At 59.9% G+C, this 21086-nt stretch carries 16 protein-coding genes; 12 read left to right on the top strand and 4 right to left on the bottom strand.

The window, feature by feature from the left end; genetic code table 11:
* Positions 1 to 42: 42 nt before the first annotated feature.
* Both hemL and thiD read right to left on the bottom strand, forming a co-directional pair.
* The gene (gene hemL, locus ACFO6X_RS13395) at positions 43 to 1347 is read right to left on the bottom strand and encodes a glutamate-1-semialdehyde 2,1-aminomutase (protein WP_382433881.1); all 1305 of its coding nucleotides are present in this window, start codon (positions 1345 to 1347) and stop codon (positions 43 to 45) included.
* A complete protein-coding gene (gene thiD, locus ACFO6X_RS13390; RefSeq protein WP_382433879.1) occupies positions 1331 to 2266 on the bottom strand; it encodes a bifunctional hydroxymethylpyrimidine kinase/phosphomethylpyrimidine kinase in 936 nt (311 codons plus the stop codon). Before thiD ends, hemL begins: the two co-directional genes overlap by 17 nt.
* Before the next feature lie 184 nt (positions 2267 to 2450).
* On the opposite strand from thiD, the gene ACFO6X_RS13385 reads away from it, so the two are divergent.
* From ACFO6X_RS13385 to ACFO6X_RS13360, 6 genes are all read left to right on the top strand, one after another.
* Entirely contained in the window at positions 2451 to 2849 is a 399-nt protein-coding gene (locus tag ACFO6X_RS13385) for a response regulator (protein WP_382433877.1), read from the top strand.
* Positions 2849 to 3214 carry a response regulator gene (locus ACFO6X_RS13380; protein ID WP_382433875.1) on the top strand — a complete coding sequence of 122 codons (366 nt, stop codon included), beginning with the start codon at positions 2849 to 2851 and terminating at the stop codon, positions 3212 to 3214. The genes ACFO6X_RS13385 and ACFO6X_RS13380 overlap by 1 nt, the downstream gene beginning before the upstream one ends.
* 16 nt (positions 3215 to 3230) lie before the next feature.
* Positions 3231 to 3758, top strand: a complete 528-nt coding sequence (locus tag ACFO6X_RS13375; RefSeq protein ID WP_382433873.1) for a chemotaxis protein CheW — start codon at positions 3231 to 3233, stop codon at positions 3756 to 3758.
* A gap of 23 nt (positions 3759 to 3781) precedes the next feature.
* Entirely contained in the window at positions 3782 to 6046 is a 2265-nt protein-coding gene (locus ACFO6X_RS13370) for a methyl-accepting chemotaxis protein (RefSeq protein ID WP_382433871.1), read from the top strand.
* A 67-nt stretch (positions 6047 to 6113) separates the two neighbouring features.
* Positions 6114 to 12719, top strand: a complete 6606-nt coding sequence (locus ACFO6X_RS13365) for a hybrid sensor histidine kinase/response regulator (protein ID WP_382433869.1) — start codon at positions 6114 to 6116, stop codon at positions 12717 to 12719.
* Positions 12716 to 12940 (top strand): hypothetical protein, encoded by a 225-nt coding sequence (locus tag ACFO6X_RS13360; RefSeq protein ID WP_382433867.1) that lies wholly within the window; start codon positions 12716 to 12718, stop codon positions 12938 to 12940. The genes ACFO6X_RS13365 and ACFO6X_RS13360 overlap by 4 nt, the downstream gene beginning before the upstream one ends.
* Before the next feature lie 12 nt (positions 12941 to 12952).
* Here ACFO6X_RS13360 and ACFO6X_RS13355 read toward each other — a convergent pair whose 3' ends face one another.
* Positions 12953 to 14422, bottom strand: coding sequence for a cryptochrome/photolyase family protein (locus ACFO6X_RS13355; protein ID WP_382433865.1), 1470 nt, complete (start codon positions 14420 to 14422; stop codon positions 12953 to 12955).
* A gap of 24 nt (positions 14423 to 14446) precedes the next feature.
* Between ACFO6X_RS13355 and ACFO6X_RS13350 the strand changes: the two genes are divergently transcribed.
* The 5 genes from ACFO6X_RS13350 to ACFO6X_RS13330 are packed head-to-tail and all read left to right on the top strand — an operon-like array spanning position 14447 to position 18252.
* Positions 14447 to 15049 (top strand): YqgE/AlgH family protein, encoded by a 603-nt coding sequence (locus ACFO6X_RS13350; RefSeq protein WP_382433863.1) that lies wholly within the window; start codon positions 14447 to 14449, stop codon positions 15047 to 15049.
* The gene (ruvX, locus tag ACFO6X_RS13345; protein WP_382433861.1) at positions 15046 to 15459 is read left to right on the top strand and encodes a Holliday junction resolvase RuvX; all 414 of its coding nucleotides are present in this window, start codon (positions 15046 to 15048) and stop codon (positions 15457 to 15459) included. Before ACFO6X_RS13350 ends, ruvX begins: the two co-directional genes overlap by 4 nt.
* On the top strand, positions 15456 to 15980 hold the full coding sequence (gene pyrR, locus ACFO6X_RS13340; RefSeq protein WP_382433859.1) for a bifunctional pyr operon transcriptional regulator/uracil phosphoribosyltransferase PyrR: 525 nt from the start codon (positions 15456 to 15458) through the stop codon (positions 15978 to 15980). The genes ruvX and pyrR overlap by 4 nt, the downstream gene beginning before the upstream one ends.
* Before the next feature lie 3 nt (positions 15981 to 15983).
* A complete protein-coding gene (locus tag ACFO6X_RS13335) occupies positions 15984 to 16946 on the top strand; it encodes an aspartate carbamoyltransferase catalytic subunit (RefSeq protein WP_382433857.1) in 963 nt (320 codons plus the stop codon).
* A 10-nt stretch (positions 16947 to 16956) separates the two neighbouring features.
* Positions 16957 to 18252, top strand: coding sequence for a dihydroorotase (locus ACFO6X_RS13330; RefSeq protein WP_382433855.1), 1296 nt, complete (start codon positions 16957 to 16959; stop codon positions 18250 to 18252).
* 6 nt (positions 18253 to 18258) lie between these two features.
* Here the strand turns inward: ACFO6X_RS13330 and ACFO6X_RS13325 are convergent, their stop codons facing one another.
* A complete protein-coding gene (locus tag ACFO6X_RS13325; protein WP_382433853.1) occupies positions 18259 to 19326 on the bottom strand; it encodes an ABC transporter ATP-binding protein in 1068 nt (355 codons plus the stop codon).
* 94 nt (positions 19327 to 19420) lie between these two features.
* Here ACFO6X_RS13325 and ACFO6X_RS13320 point away from each other — a divergent pair, with 94 nt between their 5' ends.
* Complete coding sequence (locus tag ACFO6X_RS13320) at positions 19421 to 21067, top strand: ABC transporter permease (protein WP_382433851.1); 1647 nt, start codon at positions 19421 to 19423, stop codon at positions 21065 to 21067.
* The last annotated feature ends 19 nt before the right edge of the window (positions 21068 to 21086 follow it).

Genomic DNA, 21086 nt, shown 5'->3' with positions numbered 1-21086 from the left:
AGGCAGGCAGCCACCGTCACTCCGGCAGGCCTGCACCCACACTCAAAGGGTCTTGAACACTTCGCGGGCCACGGCGATGGTGTCGTCAATGTCTTGGGCTGTATGGGCCGCACTAACAAACCCGGCCTCGTAGAGTGCGGGGGCAATATAAACACCCCGATCCAACAAACCATGGAACAGCCGATTAAAGCGTGTGCCATCACTGCGCATGACTTGACCATAGTTGCTGGGCAACTCGGGCAGCAAGAAAAAGCCAAACATGCCGCCTTCACAATCGGCACTGAACGGTACGCCTTCGGCAGCGGCAGCAGCCGTCAGCCCATCGACCAAACGGCGCGTGGATGCAGACAAGGCATCAAAAAACCCTGGCTGACTAATGGCGTGCAGCGTGGCCAGCCCGCAAGCAGTAGCCACCGGGTTGCCCGACAAGGTGCCCGCTTGGTACACCGCACCCAATGGGGCCATCTGCTCCATCAGCGCCCGCTTGCCACCAAAGGCCGCCAGCGGCATGCCGCCACCAATCACCTTGCCCATCACCGTGAGATCGGGTTCAAAACCCGGAATGTCGCGGGCATACACGCTTTGCGCCCCGCCCAATGCCACCCGAAAGCCGTTCATGACCTCATCAAAGACCAGCAAAGCCCCATATTGCGTACACAACTCACGGCAACGGCGCATAAACGGCACGCTCGCACGGACAAAATTCATATTGCCCGCAATGGGCTCAATCATCACGCAAGCCAAATCGGCACCGTGCAGTGCAAAGGCTTCTTCCAGTTGGGTGATGTTGTTGTACTCCAACACCACCGTGTGCTGCACCACTTCAGGCGGGACACCGGCGCTGGTAGCACTGCCAAAGGTAGCCAACCCCGAACCGGCCTTGACCAGCAACGCATCGGCATGGCCGTGGTAGCAGCCTTCAAACTTGATGATTTTGCTGCGCCCAGTGGCACCACGGGCCAGCCGGATGGCACTCATGCCCGCCTCAGTGCCTGAGCTGACCAGCCGCACCATCTCCAGCGAAGGCACAAGGGCAATGATGGCCTCGGCCAGTTCAATCTCGCGCTCAGTGGGCGCACCGAAAGAAAACCCTTCTAGCACCGCCTTTTGTACGGCCTCCAGCACCGCTGGATGACCGTGGCCCAAAATCATCGGCCCCCAAGAGCCGATGTAATCGATAAATCGCTGGCCATTGGCATCCCACATATACGCCCCCTGGGCGCGTTCGATAAAGCGAGGGGTGCCACCCACGGCCTTGAAGGCACGCACAGGCGAGTTCACGCCCCCTGGGATCACGGCCTTGGCGCGTTCAAACAGGGGCAAATTGCAATCAGTGTTGTGTGTCATGGGAAGGAAAGACAAAGCCATCGACAGAGTGAGAATCGGTGCCGTCGCTATCGGCATCGGCGGGCGTTGTATCGTCGTCGGTCACCACCCAAAACAGCCGGTCGGGCACGACATGTCCCATGCCAGGACGAAAGCCATTTTCTAGGCACTGGTCTAGGTAACCCAGTGCCTCACCACAGGCTTCGCCCAAATCGCTGCCCGTGGCCAGCAAGGCGGCCAGTGCCGCCGACAGCGTATCGCCCGCACCAATAAAAGTGCCATCAAACAGCTCAAAGGAGCCACTACCCAGCACTACCTCGGGCGAGGCCAGCACGTTTTCTACCATTTGCTGGGGTTGTGGGATGCCAGTCACTAGCGTAAAGGGTGTCCCCATTTGGGCCGCAGCGGCCGCAATGTCGCGGGCGCTGGGGCTGTGCTCACCCTCCCAGTCAGGCAGCAACCAACGCCACAACGTACTGTGGTTGCCCACCAGCACCGAAGTCTGGGGCAGCAACAATTCCCGAAAGGCATCCAGATAACTGTCTATCAAGCTCTCCTGCCACCAAGACAGATCGGGCAAATAGCACACCAGTGGTACTTCAGCATAGTCGGCAGCCAGTGCCGCAATGGTGCCGATGTTCTCGGGGCTACCCACAAAACCAACCTTGATGAGGCGGATGGGCACATCCTCCAGCACGGCGCGGGCCTGCTCTAACACGGCCTCATCGTCCAGACTGAAGTGATCAAAAATGTTGCGCGTGTCGCGGGCATAAGCCCCCGTGAGCACCGCACAGGGATGGCAGCCTACCGAGGTCATGGTGCTGATGTCAGCCGCCAAACCACCGGCACCGCTGGGATCGCTGGCGTTAAACACCATGACGCAAACCGGATGCTGTGCCAAGGCCGAAGGATCGCTTTCAGGAGGGGGAGATGCTGTCATAGGCCCGTTTCACAAAGGGTGGCACGGAAACTGCAATCCGCAGGATGGACTAGATACAATCATTGCATTCTACGTGAATGCCCTTTAAGCTGTGCCCGCCCTCCAGTGGACGGGTGCGGGGGCTGTAGCCCTCATTACCACGGTGTTACAGCTTGGTTTATTTTTCCATCGGGAGCGGTGACAATTGACTACAACTGGTACAACTTTCAAAGTGCTCGTGGTGGATGACAGCAATACCATTCGGCGCAGTGCAGAGATATTTCTCAAGCAAGGTGGTCATGAGGTTTTACTGGCCGATGACGGTTTTGATGCCCTGGCCAAGGTCAATGATTACCAGCCGCAGCTGATTTTCTGCGATATTCTGATGCCCAAGCTCGATGGCTACCAGACGGTGGCTATCATCAAGCGCAATGCCCGTTTTGCCAACACGCCTGTAGTGATGTTGTCCTCGAAAGACGGTGTTTTTGACAAAGCACGCGGGCGCATGGTGGGCTGCCAAGAATATCTCACCAAACCCTTTACCAAAGACCAGCTGCTGCAAGCGGTGCAACAGTTTGGTAATTCCAATCAAGGAGCGATCTAATGCCCATCCAAAAAGTGCTGGTTGTCGATGATTCCAAAACTGAATTGATGTTCCTGTCAGATTTGTTGCACAAAAAAGGCATGCAGGTTCGCACGGCAGAAAATGCCGAAGAAGCCTTCCGGCGCCTGGCAGAGGAAAAACCCGACCTGATTTTGATGGATGTGGTCATGCCTGGCCAAAATGGCTTTCAGCTCACACGGGCGATCTCGCGCGACCCACAATATGCCGAAATCCCAATCATCATGTGTACCAGCAAGAACCAAGAAACCGACCGCGTCTGGGGGATGCGCCAAGGCGCCCGTGGCTACATTACCAAGCCAGTAGATGCCGCCGAGTTGCAGGCCAAAATCGACGCCCTGAACTGACCATACCGCGTCGCTTATGGCCAACAGAGAAGCCCTGCGCGATCTCCAGACCCGACTCGCCACCCGCTTACAGGCAGCCAAAAACGAGGAGCTTGCTGTCTCCTCTTGGTTGGCTGTGCAATCTGGTGGGCAGTTTTACCTGCTCCCACTGGGCCATGCCGGGGAAATCTTTCCTTGGTCTGCACCACAGATGGTGCCTTACACCCAGCCCTGGTTTTTGGGCGTTGCCAATCTGCGCGGCAGCCTTTTTGGCGTGGTCGACTTGGCCATCTTCCTCGGTGGCAACCCCGTACGCACCGAGCAGGCCCTGACCGAAACCAGCCTGTTGGCGTTCAATGCCGCACTGGAAGTCAATGCAGCACTGCTGGTAGACCGACTGGCTGGGCTGCGGGGTCTTGATGCCTTCGTGACCTCAGAGCCTCCACCAGACGATGCACCGGCTTTTTTGGGCAACCTCTACACCGATGCCCACGGCACTCGCTGGCAGGAGTTGAACCTGCAACAGTTATCGCAATACCCCACCTTTTTGAGCATCAGCGCTTGAGTCTTACTTGAAGGTTTGCCCCCATGTCCGTCGTCACCAAACTTGGCAGCATGTTCAGTCGCCCGCCTGCAAAACCTGATGTAGCTCTGGAGCAGGATTCACTGGCTGGGGCCTCACTCGACAGCAATCTGCGTGAAGTCTTTCCGGGCGAATCGCTCAACAGCGTCCAGGTAGACCACGATGGAGGGTTCGCCCCTGAGGCCGACCATGCCCATTCTGGCGAGCTCATCGAGCTACCGCTGTTGGGCAAGGCGGTCGCCGCCAGTCATCAACGCCGCTTGCTGATTTTGCTGGCCATTGGTGTGGTGGTGGTGGCCTTGATTGCAGGCTGGGTGCTACGCCAGGCAGACCGTGCAGCACAACAGCTGGCCGCTACGGGGCAGGCGCTGATGCAGTCGCAGCGGCTCGCCAAGTCGGTGTCGCAAGCCTTGGTGGGCAGTACGCAGGCTTTTCCGGATGTGCAAGAAAGTGCGGGCGTGCTGGCGCGCAACGTGCGCGCCCTCAATGAGGGCGATGGTGAATTGGGCGTCCAGTCTTTGGGTGAGCCATTCAAACCAGAGTTGGAAGCCATCGCGCCGCTGATTGAGCGGGCAGATCACAATGCTGCTGTGGTGATGGGCCAGCAAAAGATCCTGACCCAAGTGGGTGATGCGCTGCGTACCGTCAACCGCCAATCGTCCGATTTGCTGGAAATTGCCGAAACCATTGTGGCACTCAAAATTCAGCAAAATGCTTCGGCTGCAGAAGTGTTTGGCGCTGGACAGCTGGTGATGTTGACCCAGCGTATTGGTAAATCGGCCAACGAATTCCAGACCACCGAGGGCGTCAGCCCAGAAGCGGTGTTTCTGCTGGGCAAAGACTTGAACTCCTTCAAGGAAATTTCCCAAGGTCTTTTGGATGGCAGTGCTGAATTGCGCCTGCCTGCCTCTCGCGATGGTCAAACCCGCGAACATCTGCAATCGCTGATCAAGTTATATGAACAGACACGGGTGCAGGCCAGCGCCATTCTGGGTAACTTGCAAGGTTTGGTGTCGGCCCGTGAAGCCCAAACCGCCATCATTGGTGACAGTGAACCCCTGCGCCGTCAGTTGGAAGCCCTACAAACCAAACTCTCGGCCCAAACAGGCATGGGTATGGGCCAATTGGCTGCGCTGGTGCTGGCCGGTGTGTTCGTGCTGCTGTGCGGTGTGGGTATTTCACGGGTGCAACTGCTAGACAGCCGCAACCGCCAGTTGGCCGCTGAGCAACAAAACAAAAACGCCCAACGCCAAGAACAAGAAGCCAAGCGCATCAACGATGCCAACCAAGCTGCTATTTTGCGGCTCATGAACGAGCTGCAATCGGTGGCTGAAGGGGATTTGACGCAAGAAGCGACTGTGACCGAAGACATCACAGGCGCGATTGCCGACTCAGTGAACTACACGGTGGAAGAACTGCGCGTGCTGGTGGGCAGCGTACAAAACACGGCCACCCGTGTGGCCCAAACCACAGCCCAAGTCGATAGCACGTCCACCGAGCTGCTGGCCGCCTCCACCGAACAGCTGCGCGAAATCCGTGAAACAGGCCGCTCGGTACTGGAGATGGCCTCGCGCATTAACGAAGTGTCCACGCAAGCGCAAGAATCGGCCACGGTGGCGCGCCAATCGCTGCAAGCGGCTGACTCGGGTTTGCAGGCGGTACAAAACGCCATTGGCGGTATGAATGCCATCCGCGACCAGATTCAAGAAACTTCCAAGCGCATCAAACGACTGGGTGAATCATCCCAAGAGATTGGTGAAATCACTGAACTGATTTCTGACATTACCGAACAAACCAACGTGCTGGCCTTGAATGCTGCTATTCAGGCCGCGTCTGCTGGCGAAGCAGGCCGAGGCTTCTCGGTGGTGGCAGAAGAAGTGCAGCGTCTGGCGGAACGCTCCGCAGATGCGACGCGCCAGATCTCGGCGCTGGTGAAAGCCATTCAGACCGACACCCAAGATGCGGTGGCAGCTATGGAACGCTCCACCCAGGGTGTGGTGGAAGGGGCACGTTTGTCCGACAGCGCCGGTACTGCACTGTCTGAAATTGACCATGTGTCACGCCGTCTGGCCGAGCTGATTGAGCAAATTTCTTCAGCAACCTCCAGCGAAGCCACGCTGGCTAACGAGGTAGCCGAGAACATCCAGCACATCTTTGCCGTGACCGAGCAGACCGGTGAGGGCACGCGCACCACCGCCCAGCAGGTGCGTGAACTCTCGCACATGGCGGAAGAACTGCGCCAATCGGTTGCCCGGTTCAAGATCGCTTGAGCTCCAAGGCCAGCTGTTGAACATCCCCTGAACAACCCTATGGCTCTGTGTGGCCGGGAATGAATGCATGTCAATGATTGAGGCCAACCAAGCACCGGCCACAGAAGTGAGCCAAGGCGAACAAGATTTAGGGCCATTGGCCTGGGTGCTAGAAGAGCTACGCAAGTCTCTGGATGGTGCTGTCAAGGCTTTGCGCCGGTTTGTCCATGATGCCGAAGTAGCCCAAGAGTCTGATCTGGCGGCACTCGATGCCAGCTCGCTGCGCATGGCTCGCCAGCAATTGCACCAAGCCAGTGGCGCGCTGGAAATGATTGGCATGGCCCCACCAGCACTGCTGTTGCGCTCTATGGAAGCAGCTGTGCAACGCTATGTGCAGCGGCCCGAGTTGTGCAGCGATGAAGCGGCGGCCACCTTGGAACGCGCCAGCTTTGCGCTGAGCGAATACCTCGATACGGTGCTCACGGGCAAAGTGGTGTCAGCGGTGGCCCTGTTTCCCCAGTACCGTGATGTGCAAACGCTCGCGGGTGCCGAACGCTCTCACCCTGCTGATCTCTGGCCAGTAGAACGGCGCTTTCGTGAGCCAGCCACCGCCGTAGAGGCTGCGCCTATGGGCTATGGGCCAGAGGCACGCTCACGCCTTGACCAAGCCGTACTCAAAATAGTCAAAACCGGCAGCCCCGAGGCGGCACGCGATCTGCGCCATCTGTCCGTGGGGTTGGCTGCAGGAAGCACCGACAAATCGGTGCGTACCTTCTGGAAGATCTGCGCTGGCTTCTTTGAGGCCTTTGCCTTGGGCCTGTTTGCGGCAGATGTGTATGCCAAGCGGGCTGCCTCGCGGGTGTTGATGCAATACGCCACACTGGCCAAGGGAGACACCAACCTCACCGACAGACTGGTGCAAGACCTGCTGTTCTTCTGCGCACAGGCCAAGCCCTCGCCAGCAGCCCAAACCCCTGCCTTGGAAGCGGTGCGCCAAACCTTTGCACTCCACCGTTTTGTCCCTGTCGATTACGAAACCCGGCGGTTTGGTCACTTTGATCCAGCAGTGTTGGCACAGGCACGCAAGCGCATTGCCACTGCCACTGAAACCTGGTCGGCACTGGCCGGTGGTGATCGCAACAAGCTCAAGCCTGCCGCAGACCAATTTAGTCTGGTCTGCGACTCGCTGCGCAAACTCCATCCCAAGAGCGAGCCTTTAGCCCAGGCACTTTCCAAGGTGGTGGAAGGCACCCTGCGTTCTGCCGAACCCCCTCCACCAGCTCTGGCTATGGAAGTAGCCACATCGGTGTTGTACCTGCAAGCCACCTTTGAGGAGCTCGACACTGCCGAAGAGCACATGGCGCAACGCGCACGGCGGCTGGCCGAACGGCTGGACAATGTGCGTGCGGGTGCCGAACCAGAGCCCCTTGAACACTGGATGGAAGAACTGTACCGCCGTGTCAGTGACCACCAAACGATGGGCAGTGTGGTCGATGAACTGCGCGTGACGCTGGGCGAGGCCGAGCGGGCTATGGATCAGTTCTTCCGCAAGCCCGAAGACACCAGCCCACTGACCGTAGTGCCCGGACAGTTGTCACAAATGCGTGGCGTGTTGTCAGTGCTGGGTCTAGACCAAGCATCTCTGGCGGTGGTGCGGATGCGCGACACCATCGAACGTCTGCTGCTCAAAGAGGTGCCCGACCCCACCGAGCGCAGCCAAATCTTTGAAAAGCTGGGCAACAGTCTGGGCGCCTTGGGCTTTCTGATCGATATGCTCAGCTACCAGCGCACCTTGGCGCGCAAGCTGTTTGTCTATGACGAAGAACTGGGCGAACTGCGCTCCCTGATGGGACGCACCCGCACCCGTGCCAACGACGACGACGACGAAGAAACCACACACAAAATCGAGGAACGCGCTCCGGTACCGCTGCCTGATGTGGTGCCCAGAACCCCCCCCGTTCTCCAAGCCGTGGCACCTGCACCCAGTGCCCCAGTGGCTGCCGTTACATCCCCCCCCACCCCGGTTGCTCCCCCTGCAACGGTCAACCCCACCCCACCCCCCGTATCTGCCCCCACAGCGGCTGCTGCGCCTATAGCAGCACCTGCCCCAGCCACAGTGATTGCTGTGCGCGCTCCAGTGGATATGGACGACGAGTTGCTGGACGTCTTCCTAGAAGAGGCCAAAGAAGTGGTGGGCAACGGTCTGGCCGCTATCACGGCGTTGGCAGACAACCCCGGAGACTTGAGCGAACAAACCACCCTGCGCCGGGCATTCCATACCCTCAAGGGCAGCTCACGCATGGTAGGGCTGAACGATTTCGGCGAAGCTGCCTGGTCCATGGAGCAACTGCTCAACGCTTGGCTGGCCGAGCAAAAGCCGGTACAAGCACCGCTATTGCAACTCTCAGGGGATGCGCTGCGCGCCTTTGATCGCTGGGCCAGTGATATTAGCCAAGGGCGCTTTGATGGTTGGCAAGCAGCACCGTTCTGTGCCTCTGCCGATGCGCTGCGACTGGAAAACAAAGTCATCCCCCTGACCCTCTCCACCAATAGCCCAGCGGATGCTGCGCCCGCATTGGTGACAGAGCCTACCGTAGACAGCACAGCGCCTGTCCCACCAGTACAGGCAGCCACCGCCACACCAGAACTGCCGACACTGACCCTGGAGGCATTACCGGAGGCTTGGCCAGAACTGTCGGTCACGATGCCACAAGCTACGGCTTCGGCCTCTGCAGGCCCGTTGGATTGGGCCACCACCGAGCCAGCACCGCTGACCACCGACCTAGCTGCCGCAGAACCAGCATCGGCAGCCTTGCCAGAGATCGTGGCCGAAGAGATCGATTTCTCGCAATTCGCTGCGGCCCTCGATGCCACAAACACAACACCGGCCACGTCTCACACCAGCGCAGTGAACCAAGCGGCAGCAGAGGCCCAAGCCCGTGCGGAAGCCGAGGCCTTGGCCCGCGCCGAAGAGGAACAAGCCCGCGCTGCCGCTCAGGCAGCGGCAGAAGCCCAAGCCCGTGCCGAGGCTGAAGCCTTGGCCCGCGCCGAAGAAGAGCAAGCGCGCGCTGCCGCTCAAGCAGCGGCAGAGGCCCAAGCCCGTGCGGAAGCCGAAGCCTTGGCCCGCGCCGAAGAAGAGCTAGCCCGTGCTGCCGCTCAAGCAGCGGCAGAGGCCCAAGCCCGTGCCGAAGCTGAAGCCTTGGCCCGCGCCGAAGAAGAGCAAGCGCGCGCTGCCGCTCAAGCAGCGGCAGAGGCCCAAGCCCGTGCGGAAGCTGAAGCCTTGGCCCGCGCCGAAGAGGAACAAGCCCGCGCTGCCGCTCAGGCAGCGGCAGAGGCCCAAGCCCGTGCGGAGGCCGAGGCCTTGGCCCGCGCCGAAGAAGAGCAAGCGCGCGCTGCCGCTCAGGCAGCGGCAGAAGCCCAAGCCCGTGCCGAGGCTGAAGCCTTGGCCCGCGCCGAAGAAGAGCAAGCGCGCGCTGCCGCTCAAGCGGCGGCGGAGGCCCAAGCCCGTGCCGAGGCCGAGGCCTTGGCCCGCGCCGAAGAAGAGCAAGCCCGTGCTGCCGCTCAAGCGGCGGCAGAAGCCCAAGCCCGTGCCTTGGCCCGCGCCAAGGAAGAACAAGCCCGCATTGAGGCGGAAGAACAAACCAAGCAGATTGGCTCGCTACGCATAGGCACAGCCCTATACAACGTCTATGTTGGCGAAGCACAAGAATGGGTGCGTCGCCTGACCAGAGGACTGCAAGATTGGGCCCAAGCGTTGGATGAGCCCATCTCTGATACCGCAGTGGCCTTGGCCCACTCACTGGCTGGCAGCTCGGCCACGGTTGGGTTCTCATCGTTGTCAGAAACAGCCCGGCTGCTCGAACATGCCATATCGCATGTACAACTGCAACACAAGGGCGAGCCTGAACAGGCCCAAGCATTCTTGGCGGCAGCGCAAGACATAGACCGCATGTTGCAACAATTCGCTGCCGGTGTGTTGGAAACGCCCAACCTGCAGGTACAAGAAGACTTGCGCCATATCCTAGAAACGGAAGTCATCAACACCCTGTCGCCCCCACTGGAGGATGCACTGGCCGCGCTGGCCGAATTGGAAGAACAAGAAGCCCGTGCCGCCGCAGAACAAGCACAGGCCGACGCGCGCGCCCGCAGCTTTGCCAATGACACCAGCGCCTTGACACAAGTGCCATTGCAGGACTTTGAACTGGAAGCAACACCAGCACCAGAGCTACAGACACCTGCACTGCACACCCCAGATGGCGATCAACAGGTCGATGATGCGATTGCCAACGCCATGGCGCTGGATACCGAGCACGACGATGATATTGATGTCCTCGACGTCATTGACCCTGACCTGTTCCCCATCTTTGAAGAAGAAGCACAAGAGTTGCTGCCACACTTGGGAGCATCTCTGCGGCAATGGTCGGCACGCCCTGGCAACATGGCCGCCCGCAGTGAGTTGCTCCGGGCCTTGCACACCCTCAAAGGCAGCTCCCGACTGGCAGGAGCCATGCGCTTGGGTGAGATGGCGCACCGTCTGGAGTCGGCCATCGAACAACTCGATGTAGAAACTGTCACCAGCGAAGAAATTGAGCCTATGCTGGCCCGGTTGGACAGTTTGCAGGCCAACTTTGAGGTATTGCGCGTCATCAGTGCCCAAGGGCCAGCCGAAGCGGTGGTTGTGCCAGCCCCTGAAATCACAACCAGTGCAGCCACACCACCAAGCACCACAACGCCCACAACCCCTGCCGCACAGCCACTGGCGGCACCAGCGCGCCTGCAAACGGTCAAAGCGGCTCCATTGCGGGCTGCGGCACAACAGTCGGTGCGTGTGCGGGCCCAGTTGCTAGATCGATTGGTCAATCAGGCGGGCGAAGTCATGATCAGCCGCTCGCGGCTGGAATCACGCATTGGTCAGATCAAAGGATCGTTGGCAGATCTCTCGGTCAACCTCGACAAACTGCGTCAGCAATTGCGTGACATTGAATTGCAGTCCGAATCGCAAATGCAATCTCGGTTGGCACAAACCAAAGAGATGGCAGCCGGGTTTGACCCCTTGGAGTTTGACCGCTTCACCCGTGTGCAGGAATTGACCCGGATGATGGCCGAATCGGTCAATGACGTGGCCACCGTGCAGCGCAATTTGCAACGCTCGATGGATGGCGCCGAAGACGAGCTGATTGCCCAAGGCCGCCAAGCACGCGAGCTGCAACGCGACCTGCTGCGCACGCGGATGATGGAGTTTGAGAGCATTGCCGAACGCCTGTATGCCGTTGTGCGCCAGGCGTCCAAAGAAATGGGCAAGCAGATCAAGCTCGACATTACTGGCGGCTCGATTGAAATGGACCGGGGGGTACTCGACCGTATGACCCCAGCGTTCGAGCACTTGCTGCGCAATTGTGTGGCCCACGGCATTGAACTGCCCGAACAGCGCCAAGCTGTAGGCAAACCGATGATCGGCACCATTGCCGTGCATTTACGCCACGAAGGCAACGACGTCTCGGTCGAGTTCCGCGACGATGGCGCAGGTCTGAACCTGCCACGCATCCTCGCCAAGGCCCAAGAGCAAGGGCTGGTGGCCCCCGGTGCCCAAATCACCGACAGCGAAGCCGCCAACCTGATTTTTATGCCCGGCTTCACCACAGCGGTCAGCCTGACCGGCATTGCTGGGCGTGGCATTGGCATGGACGTGGTGCGCTCCGAGATCAAAGCGTTGGGTGGCCGCATTGAAACCAGCACCGAAACGGGCAAAGGCACTGCCTTCCGCATGGTGCTGCCGCTGACGACTGCGGTGACGCAGGTGGTGATGCTGCGTGCGGGCAACCTGTCGTTTGGTGTGCCTGCCAACTTGGTCGAAGTCGTGCGCCGCACCACAACCACCGACCTAGAGCAGGCTTACCAGCATGGCCGCTTCGATGTTGCCGGGGAACAGGTGCCCTTCTTCTGGGCCGGTGGTTTGCTGCAAGCCTCTTTGCATAGCGAAGAAACCCACGGCAAAACCCGTCCAGTCGTGGTGTTCCGCAGCGCCTCACAACGGGTAGCCTTGCATGTGGACGAAGTGCTGGGCAACCAAGAAGTAGTGGTGAAAAACCTAGGGCCACAACTGGCCCGCTTGCCTGGCTTGGCCGGCATGTCCGTGCTGGCCTCGGGTGCCGTGGTACTGATTTACAACCCCGTGGCGCTGGTCACAGTGTATGGCGATCAGGTTCGTACCGCTTTGCAAGCCGTCTCTCCAGCCGTGCAAGCCGGTACTGCCGCAGCGCCAACCATCGCCAAGCCTGTGGCAATGGCTGCCACCCATCAAGTGCCACTGGTGCTGGTGGTGGACGACTCCATCACGGTGCGCCGCGTGACACAGCGCCTGTTGCAACGCGAGGGCTACCGCGTCGCTTTGGCTGCCGATGGCTTGCAAGCATTGGAGCGTTTGCAGGAGGAACGGCCCACGGTCGTGCTGTCCGATATCGAAATGCCGCGCATGGACGGTTTCGATTTGGCACGTAATATCCGCATGGACGAGAAGTTGCAAGACCTACCGATCATCATGATCACTTCACGCATTGCGCAAAAGCACCAAGAACACGCGATGGAACTGGGCGTGAACCACTATTTGGGCAAGCCCTACTCGGATGAAGAATTGCTGAGCCTGATCAAGCACTATGCCCAACTGGCAGCAGAGGCCCAAGTGGTGGTGAGTTGAACAACGTAGCTTTGGTGCTCTTGTCGCTGATCGCGGTTGGTGGACTGGTCTTGGTGGGGTTCACTTGGCTACTGCAAAGGGCTTTGCCTGCGTCATGGCCCCAAGCCAAACGCTGGAGTGTGGCTATGGTCACCACTCCATCGGTTTTTTTTCTGGTGATTTTGCTGTTGTCTGGCTCGGGCTTTTTACAAGAGCAATTGGGCCAGTGGCTGCTGCCTTAAAGGCAGCACAGGTTACCCAGCAGCCTTCACCACCGCATAACGCGCCAAAGTGCGCAACCGAGCAGCATCATGCTGCACCAAGGGCCATGGGTAGGTGTGCCCCAGCACCACACCGGCTTGTTCCAACTCTAAGGGGCGAGCCAACCAAGGGGCATGCAGAGCCGCAGTGGGCAAGTGGGCCAACTGGGGTATGTAGCGGCGAATGAACTTGCCATCAGGGTCAAACTTTTGGCTTTGACTGACCGGGTTGAAAATGCGAAAGTACGGCTGGGCATCACAACCGCTGGAGCTGGCCCATTGCCAGCCACCATTGTTGGCGGCCAAATCAAAATCGTTGAGCTGCTGGGCAAAGTAGCGTTCGCCCCAGCGCCAGTCCAGCCCTAAATCTTTGGTGAGAAAGCTAGCCACCACCATGCGCAGGCGGTTGTGCATGTAGCCCGTTTGGTTGAGCTGGTGCATGGCGGCATCCACCAGCGGATAGCCAGTGCGCCCTTGGCACCAAGCGGCAAACTGTGCTTGGGCCTGGGGGCCAGTTTCCCATTCAATCGCATCGTAGGCTGGCTTAAAGCTGCGTTGTACCACCTGTGGATAGTTGGCCAAAATCTGAAAGTAAAAATCGCGCCAAATCAGCTCATTCAACCAACTGGCCGCTCCTGCATTACCTTGGCTAGCCAGTGCATGGGCCGTACGGGCCAATTGCCGAATGGAAATGGTGCCAAAGCGCAAATGGGTGCTGAGGTAGCTTGGCCCTTTGAGGGCAGGAAAATCCCGCGCCGTAGCGTAGTGGTGGATGCGCTGCAAAAAATCGTCAAACAATTGTTGAGCACCACTGCTTCCTGTGGGCAGGCGGAGTTGGGCCAACCCTGCTGGCGCAAACCCCAGCTCGGCCAAACTAGGCACAGGCTGGCAATAAGACGCAGGCCGGGGCACCAAGGCTTGGGCATAAGGTTGCACCGGATGGTCGGCCAGCCGTGCCGCATCCACCCGGCGCAGCCACGCATTTTTGTACGGCGTAAACACGGTATAGGGTGTGCCGCCTTGGGTGAGCAACTCGGTGCGCTCAAAAATGCTGTGGTCTTGAAAGGTGTGCATAGCCCGACGTTGCAAGATCAGGGCGGTGCGTACTTCAGCATCACGGGCTAGAGCGGCGGGTTCATCATCGTGGTGGGTAAAGACAGCGTCGGCCTCTAGCGCCTGCGCCAATGCCGGAATCTCAGTGCGGGCGCTGCCGTGGCGCACGATCAGACCGCCCGCAGCCTGCCCGGACAAGGTACGCAACTGCTGATCTAACTCCCGCAGAGATGCCTGAATAAACTCCACCCGGCGGTCAGCACGGGGCAGGGTATCCAGAATATCGGTATCAAAGACAAAAACGCAATGCACCTGTGCACATTGGCACAAGGCGTGGTGCAGGGCAGGGTGGTCTTGCACGCGCAGATCGCGGCGGAACCAGACCAATCCAATAGAGTAAGGGGTAGGCATGTTCACCGTTAAAATCGGGGGTATATGTCCACCGATTTTGCGCCTACCAACCTGACGCACCATTTCCTGATTGCAATGCCCGGACTGGACGATCTGGCCTTTGGCCGCAGCGTGGTCTATCTGTGCGAACACAGCGATCGCGGCGCCTTGGGGCTGATCATCAACAAACCCACAGACCTCACCCTACAAGGGCTCTTTGACAAGATCGACTTGGGCTTGCAACGCAAAGACTTGGCAGATACCCCGGTGTTTCTGGGCGGGCCTGTACAGACCGACCGGGGTTTTGTGCTGCACGACCCCATGCGCCAAACGGCCCCTCCCAATGACGAGTCGGCCTATGCGTCCACCCTGCACATTGCCGCCGGGCCAGTGGATATGACCACCTCGCGCGATGTGCTGGAGGCGCTGTCCAACGGGGCCGGGCCACGCCGGGTGTTGGTGGCGCTGGGCTACTCTGCTTGGGCTGAAGGCCAACTCGAAACGGAGCTGGCCGAAAACAGCTGGCTCACCGTAGAGGCGGATTTGTCCATCATTTTTGACACCCCGGTAGAGCAGCGTTATGACCAAGCCCTGCGCCTATTGGGCATGCAAGCCTGGCAATTGGCACCGACTGCGGGGCACGCATGAACAACCCGGTAGTGCCCATACCGGCACAACTGCAAACCTTTTTGGCGTTGGATTTGGGTCTCAAGCGCACGGGGGTGGCTGTGGGCAACCGCTTGTTGGGCACCGCCACACCGCAAACCACTATCCGCGCCGAAGGCGATGCCCGCTTTACCCAAGTGGCGCAGCGCATTGCTGAATGGCAACCCGATGCGCTGGTGCTTGGGGTGCCCTACCATCCTGATGGAGCCAGCCACGACAACACCGCCCGCGCCCTCAAATTTGGCCGCCAGTTGCGCGGTCGATTTGGCCTGCCAGTGTTTGAAGTGGATGAACGCTACAGCACCACTGAGGCCCATAGCAGCGGTGCGCGCGATGCCGATGCGGCCTCAGCCTGCATCATCTTGGAACAATTTTTCCGGAGCCTTGCATGACCCATTCCCCTGCTGCGACCAATGAGGGCAGTTTGCTGCTGGATGCCGAAGCCCTGTACACCGAACTGCTGCGTGGTGTGCGCGCCCTGTCTGGCCCGCACACCCGCTTAGTGGGTATTGCCTCGGGTGGTGTCTGGCTGGCGCAACGCTTGCAAGCCGATTTGGGCTTGGATGGCCCGGTAGGAGTGCTGTCTTCGGCATTGCACCGCGATGATTTTGCCCAGCGCGGGCTAGCCACCAGTGCCCAAACGCAACTGGCTTTTGACGTCAATAAAGCCGACATTTTGCTGCTGGATGATGTGCTGCACACGGGCCGCACCGTGCGTGCCGTGCTCAATGAGCTGTACGACTATGGCCGCCCAGCGCGGGTGCGTTTGGCGGTGCTGGTCGAGCGCAGCGGGCGCGAACTGCCCATCCAAGCTGATTTTGCTGCGGCCAAGGTGGCCCTGCCCCCTACCCAGTCGCTGGCGCTGGCGCAAACCGACAGCGGCAGTTTCCATTTTCATGTTCAAGAGGTCTGAGCCGTGCTGCACAAGCGCCATCCCCAACTCAATCGCCACGGCGAACTGATGCATCTGCTCTCTATCGAGGGCTTGCCACGCGATATTCTCACGCACATCCTCGACACCGCTGCCAACTTTGTGTCAGTGAATGACCGCGAGGTCAAAAAAGTGCCGCTGTTGCGCGGCAAAAGCGTGTTCAACCTGTTTTTTGAGAACAGCACCCGCACCCGCACCACCTTTGAGATTGCCGCCAAGCGCCTGAGCGCCGATGTGTTCAACTTGGATATTGCCCGCAGCTCTACCGCCAAGGGTGAAACCCTGCTCGACACCATCGACAACCTGTCGGCGATGGCGGCCGATATTTTTGTGGTGCGCCACAGCGAATCCGGCGCGCCCTACCTGATTGCCCAGCATGTAGCCCCGCATGTGCATGTGGTCAACGCGGGTGATGGCCGCCACGCCCACCCCACGCAGGGCTTGCTGGACATGTACACCATCCGGCACTACAAAAAAGACTTCAGCAACCTCACGGTGGCCATCGTGGGCGATGTGCTGCACTCGCGTGTGGCCCGCTCCGACATCCACGCCCTGACCACCTTAGGTGCGGCAGAGGTGCGCGTGGTGGGGCCGCGCACCTTGGTGCCGGGCGATTTATCGCACATGGGCGTGCGCGTGTTCCACACGCTAGAAGAAGGCATTAAAGATGCCGATGTCATCATCACCTTGCGCCTGCAAAACGAGCGCATGAGCGGTGCGCTGTTGCCATCGAGCCAAGAGTATTTCAAGAGCTTTGGTCTGACCCCCGAGAAGCTGCGCTTGGCCAAACCCGATGCCATCGTCATGCACCCCGGCCCTATCAACCGAGGGGTAGAAATTGACTCAGCGGTAGTGGATGGGCCACAAAGCGTCATCTTGCCGCAAGTTACCTTTGGTATCGCAGTGCGTATGGCAGTGATGTCGATTGTGGCGGGCAACGACGCTTGAGGAAACAACCATGAAGATCCTGATTCAAAATGGCCGCGTCATCGACCCCGCCAGCGGCTTGGACAAACAGTGCGACATCGCCATTGCCGCTGGGCGCATCATTGGCGTGGGCAAAGTAGCCCCTGATTTTGCCCCGCACCGCGTCATCAACGCCAGCGGCTGCATTGTGCTGCCCGGTTTGGTCGACTTGGCCGCTCGCCTGCGCGAGCCCGGTCAAGAACACGCGGGCATGTTGGAATCTGAAATGGCTGCGGCGGTGGCCGGGGGCGTGACCAGCTTGGTGTGCCCACCCGACACCGACCCGGTGCTGGACGAGCCGGGCTTGGTCGCCATGCTCAAGTTCCGTGCCGAAAAACTGCACCAAGCACGCCTGTTCCCACAAGGTGCGCTCACACGCAATTTGGCTGGTGAAGTGCTCACCGAAATGGCCGAACTGACCGAAGCCGGTTGCATTGGTTTTGGTCAAGCCGAGGTGCCGCTGGCCAGCACCCAAGTGCTGCAACGGGCGTTGCAATATGCCGATACTTTTGGCTATACCGTTTGGCTGCGCCCCCAAGAGATGCACCTGGGCAAAGGCGTGGCCGCCAGTGGCCCACTGGCGACGCGCTTGGGGCTGTCGGGTATCCCGGTCGCGGCAGAAACCATTGCCTTGCACACCATTTTTGAATTGCTCAAAAGCACCGGAGCACGTGTGCATTTGTGCCGCATCAGCAGTGCGGCGGGGGTCGAGTTGGTGCGCCGTGCCAAGGCCGAGGGCTTGCGCGTGACTTGCGATGTCAGCATCAACTCGCTGCACCTGAGTGACCACGACATTGGCTTTTTTGACAGCCGCGCCCGCCTGTCGCCCCCCCTGCGCCAGCAGCGCGACCGCGATGCACTGCAAGCGGCGCTGCTCGATGGCACGATTGATGCGCTGGTGTCTGACCACAACCCCGTGGACGAAGATGCCAAAACCCTGCCCTTTGCCGAGGCCGAACCCGGCGCTACTGGGCTAGAGTTGCTGCTCAGTTTGGCGCTCAAGTGGTCACGCGACAGCGGCGCTCCCTTGGCGCGGGCACTGGCAGTAGTCACCAATGAGCCAGCCCGCGTGCTGGGCCATGCCTTGGGCACGCTGCAAGCCAGCGTAGGCCAGCTGGTAGAAGGCGGCGTGGGTGATGTGTGTGTTGTCGATCCAGAAGCCTACTGGTCAGTGCAGGGTACTGCTTTGCGCAGCCAAGGCAAACACACCCCCTTTGGGGGCTACGAACTGCCCGGACAGGTGCGCTATACGCTGGTGGGCGGTCAAGTGGCCTTTGAGCGCGGCTAACGCTGCTCAGGCCTCTCGCGCAAAAGTCACCACATGGTCGGCTTGGGCGCGAATGCCTATCCACTCGCCCAAAGCATGGTTGTGGTGGCTGGGCACATGGGCCAGCACGGTCTGGCCGCTTTCCAACCGCAGGGTGTAGAGAAATTCTGCACCCCGAAACGCCTTGCGCACAATTTGCGCCCTGGCCAAAGCGTGGTCATCGTGGACGATATCGTCGGCACGCAACAACACATCACACTGACCGTTGGGGTAGCTCGATGGCAAAGGACATTCGGTCAGATTGGCTAAATCGCCCAACGGCGTATGCACCACCACGCCGCTAGACTGTTGCTCTAGCGTGGCCGGAATAAACACCCCATGCCCAATAAAATCTGCCACGAAACGGGTGGCAGGACGATGGTACAGGGTGTAGGCATCATCCCATTGGTGCAGTTGCCCTTGGTGCATCACACCAATCACATCACCAATGGCAAAGGCTTCCAATTGGTCGTGGGTGACAAACAAGGCGGTGGCCCCTGCTTCCTTCAAAATGGCACGCACCTCATGGGCTAACCGCTCGCGCAGCTCTACATCGAGATTAGAAAACGGCTCATCCAACAACATGAGCTGTGGGCGCGGAGCCAAAGCACGGGCCAAAGCCACACGCTGCTGCTGTCCGCCCGATAGCTCATGCGGAAACCGCTGCTCGCTGCCTTCTAGGCCTACCAATTGCAGCACTTCTTTGACCCGTGCCTCCTGCTCCGTACGGGGCAACGTATGGATTCCAAAAGCTACATTGCGGCCCACATTGAGGTGGGGAAACAACGCATAGTCCTGAAACACCATGCCCATGCGGCGCTGCTCGGGTGGTAAGCTGCACGCAGGGCTGCCCACCAATTGGCGGTTGAGATGGATACTGCCCGCACTGACTGGCTCCAGCCCCGCCACTGCCCGCAGCAAGGTGGTTTTGCCACAGCCCGAAGGGCCAATCAGCACGCCAATATCGCCAGCGCGCAGGCCCAAGGTGACACCGCGCACCGCAGCCTGTGCTTGGGCGCCGTAGCGCACCTGAAGTTGGGAGAGGGCCAAAAACATGCTGTCGATTGTAGGCGGGCCAAATGCTTAAAATTCGCATTTGCATTGCTGCGCGGGCCTGTAGCTGCCGTCCGCTTCTCCACAGGATTCCACCTTGCACCGTTTTATTGCCTCCCTGCGTTCTTTTCCTTTGCTGGTGCTGGCAATCTGGCTAGCCTTGCCAGTGCTGGCCTTGTTGGCCGCTTGGTGGCCCTGGGCAGGGCAAGCCGGTGCCACAGCGACTGTGCTGCGCGAGATGGCCTCGACCGTATTGCCCGGTTATGTGGGCACCACCGCTTGGCTGGCCTTGTGGGTGGGTATCGGTGCAGCGGTGGTGGGCACAGCCACCGCTGCGGCTGTGACGCTGTTTGAGTTTCCGGGGCGGCGGCTGTGGGAGTGGCTGCTGCTGCTGCCCTTGGCCATGCCCGCTTACGTCACAGCCTACGCCTATACCGACTTCTTGCAATTTAGCGGCCCGTTACAAGTCTGGCTGCGCGAGACCTTGGCGCTAGAAGGCCGTTTGTTGCCAGAAGTGCGCAGCGTGTGGGGAGCTATCTGGGTCTTTATTTTTGCGCTCTACCCCTATGTGTATCTGCTGGCCCGCACTGCACTGAGCGAGCGGGCAGCACACCTGATGGAAGCAGCACGTCTGCTGGGTGCCCCGCTTTCCCGACGCATTGCCACCATTGCCCTGCCACTGGCTCGCCCAGCCGTGGCAGCCGGGGTGGCTCTGGTGCTGATGGAGACTTTGGCCGATTTTGGTGTGACCAGCTACTTTGGCATCCAAACCTTTACCACCGGCATCATCAAGGCATGGTTGTCGCTGGACAACCGTTTGGCAGCAGCCCAATTGGCCACCATGCTGCTGGCGATGGTGCTGCTGCTGTTGTGGCTGGAGCACCGCGCCCAACAGCGCATGCGCTTCACCACCAAAGGCGTTGGGCGGGCGGGTTCTGCCGAGGCCCAGCCCGTGGCCTTGCGCGGCGCAGCTTTGGTGCTGGCTTGGATGATTTGCGCCGTGCCAGTGTTCATGGGATTTTTTGCCCCTGTGGCTTTTATGCTGCGGCCTTTGGCGTCAGACTGGTCGGTGCTGCCGTGGGAACGATTTTTGGAATGGGCGTGGAACAGTGTGCGCTTGGGAGGCATCACAGCAGGGCTGGCCGTGGCCGTAGCACTGGCCTTGGCGTTTGCCGTGCGCCGCCGCCCTGATAGGCTCACACGCGGCGTGGTGCAACTGGCCAGTTTAGGCTATGCCGTGCCGGGTGCGGTGGTGGTGGTGGGCCTGTTATTGCCCGTAGGCTGGTTACAAGCCGCTTGGCCCCACCTGGGCTTGGGTGCCGTGCTCACCACCACGGCTGTGGGCATTGTGTGGGCTTATCTGGTGCGCTTTTGCGCAGTGGCCTTGCAGTCGGTGCAAAGTGGCTATGCGCGCATTCCACCCAGTCTGGATGACTCGGCACGAATGCTGGGGGCTGGCAGTCCACGGCTGCTGTTGCAAGTGCATTGGCCGCTGTTGCAACGCTCTACAGCCGCGGCAGCCTTACTGGTATTTGTCGATGTCATGAAAGAATTGCCTGCCACTATGGTGCTGCGCCCGTTTAACAGCGACACCTTGGCCGTGGTGGCCTACCAGTTGGCACGCGACGAGCGTCTGGGCGAGGCAGCCCTGCCCTCACTGGCGTTGGTGGCCGTAGGCTTGGTGCCAGTGATTTTGCTCAGTCGCACTTTGCGTGCACGAGAGGCTGTTGCTCCACCTTGCTAAACACAGGGGGGGTTGGGTC

Source organism: Giesbergeria sinuosa (assembly GCF_042652905.1).
Taxonomy (GTDB): domain Bacteria; phylum Pseudomonadota; class Gammaproteobacteria; order Burkholderiales; family Burkholderiaceae_C; genus Simplicispira; species Simplicispira sinuosa.
The sequence above is the reverse complement of the archived record's forward strand: the minus strand, read 5'-3'. Positions and strand labels throughout refer to the sequence as shown.

Bases quoted from the DNA above. Each gene is read 5' to 3' on its own strand.
- ACFO6X_RS13350 (WP_382433863.1), top strand. From the start codon at position 14,447: ATGTCCACCGATTTTGCGCCTACCAACCTGACGCACCATTTCCTGATT.
- ACFO6X_RS13375 (WP_382433873.1), top strand. From the start codon at position 3,231: ATGGCCAACAGAGAAGCCCTGCGCGATCTCCAGACCCGACTCGCCACC.
- ACFO6X_RS13370 (WP_382433871.1), top strand. From the start codon at position 3,782: ATGTCCGTCGTCACCAAACTTGGCAGCATGTTCAGTCGCCCGCCTGCA.
- thiD (WP_382433879.1), bottom strand. From the start codon at position 2,266: ATGACAGCATCTCCCCCTCCTGAAAGCGATCCTTCGGCCTTGGCACAG.
- ACFO6X_RS13365 (WP_382433869.1), top strand. From the start codon at position 6,114: ATGTCAATGATTGAGGCCAACCAAGCACCGGCCACAGAAGTGAGCCAA.
- ACFO6X_RS13355 (WP_382433865.1), bottom strand. From the start codon at position 14,422: ATGCCTACCCCTTACTCTATTGGATTGGTCTGGTTCCGCCGCGATCTG.
- hemL (WP_382433881.1), bottom strand. From the start codon at position 1,347: ATGACACACAACACTGATTGCAATTTGCCCCTGTTTGAACGCGCCAAG.
- ACFO6X_RS13325 (WP_382433853.1), bottom strand. From the start codon at position 19,326: ATGTTTTTGGCCCTCTCCCAACTTCAGGTGCGCTACGGCGCCCAAGCA.
- pyrR (WP_382433859.1), top strand. From the start codon at position 15,456: ATGACCCATTCCCCTGCTGCGACCAATGAGGGCAGTTTGCTGCTGGAT.
- ACFO6X_RS13380 (WP_382433875.1), top strand. From the start codon at position 2,849: ATGCCCATCCAAAAAGTGCTGGTTGTCGATGATTCCAAAACTGAATTG.
- ruvX (WP_382433861.1), top strand. From the start codon at position 15,046: ATGAACAACCCGGTAGTGCCCATACCGGCACAACTGCAAACCTTTTTG.
- ACFO6X_RS13330 (WP_382433855.1), top strand. From the start codon at position 16,957: ATGAAGATCCTGATTCAAAATGGCCGCGTCATCGACCCCGCCAGCGGC.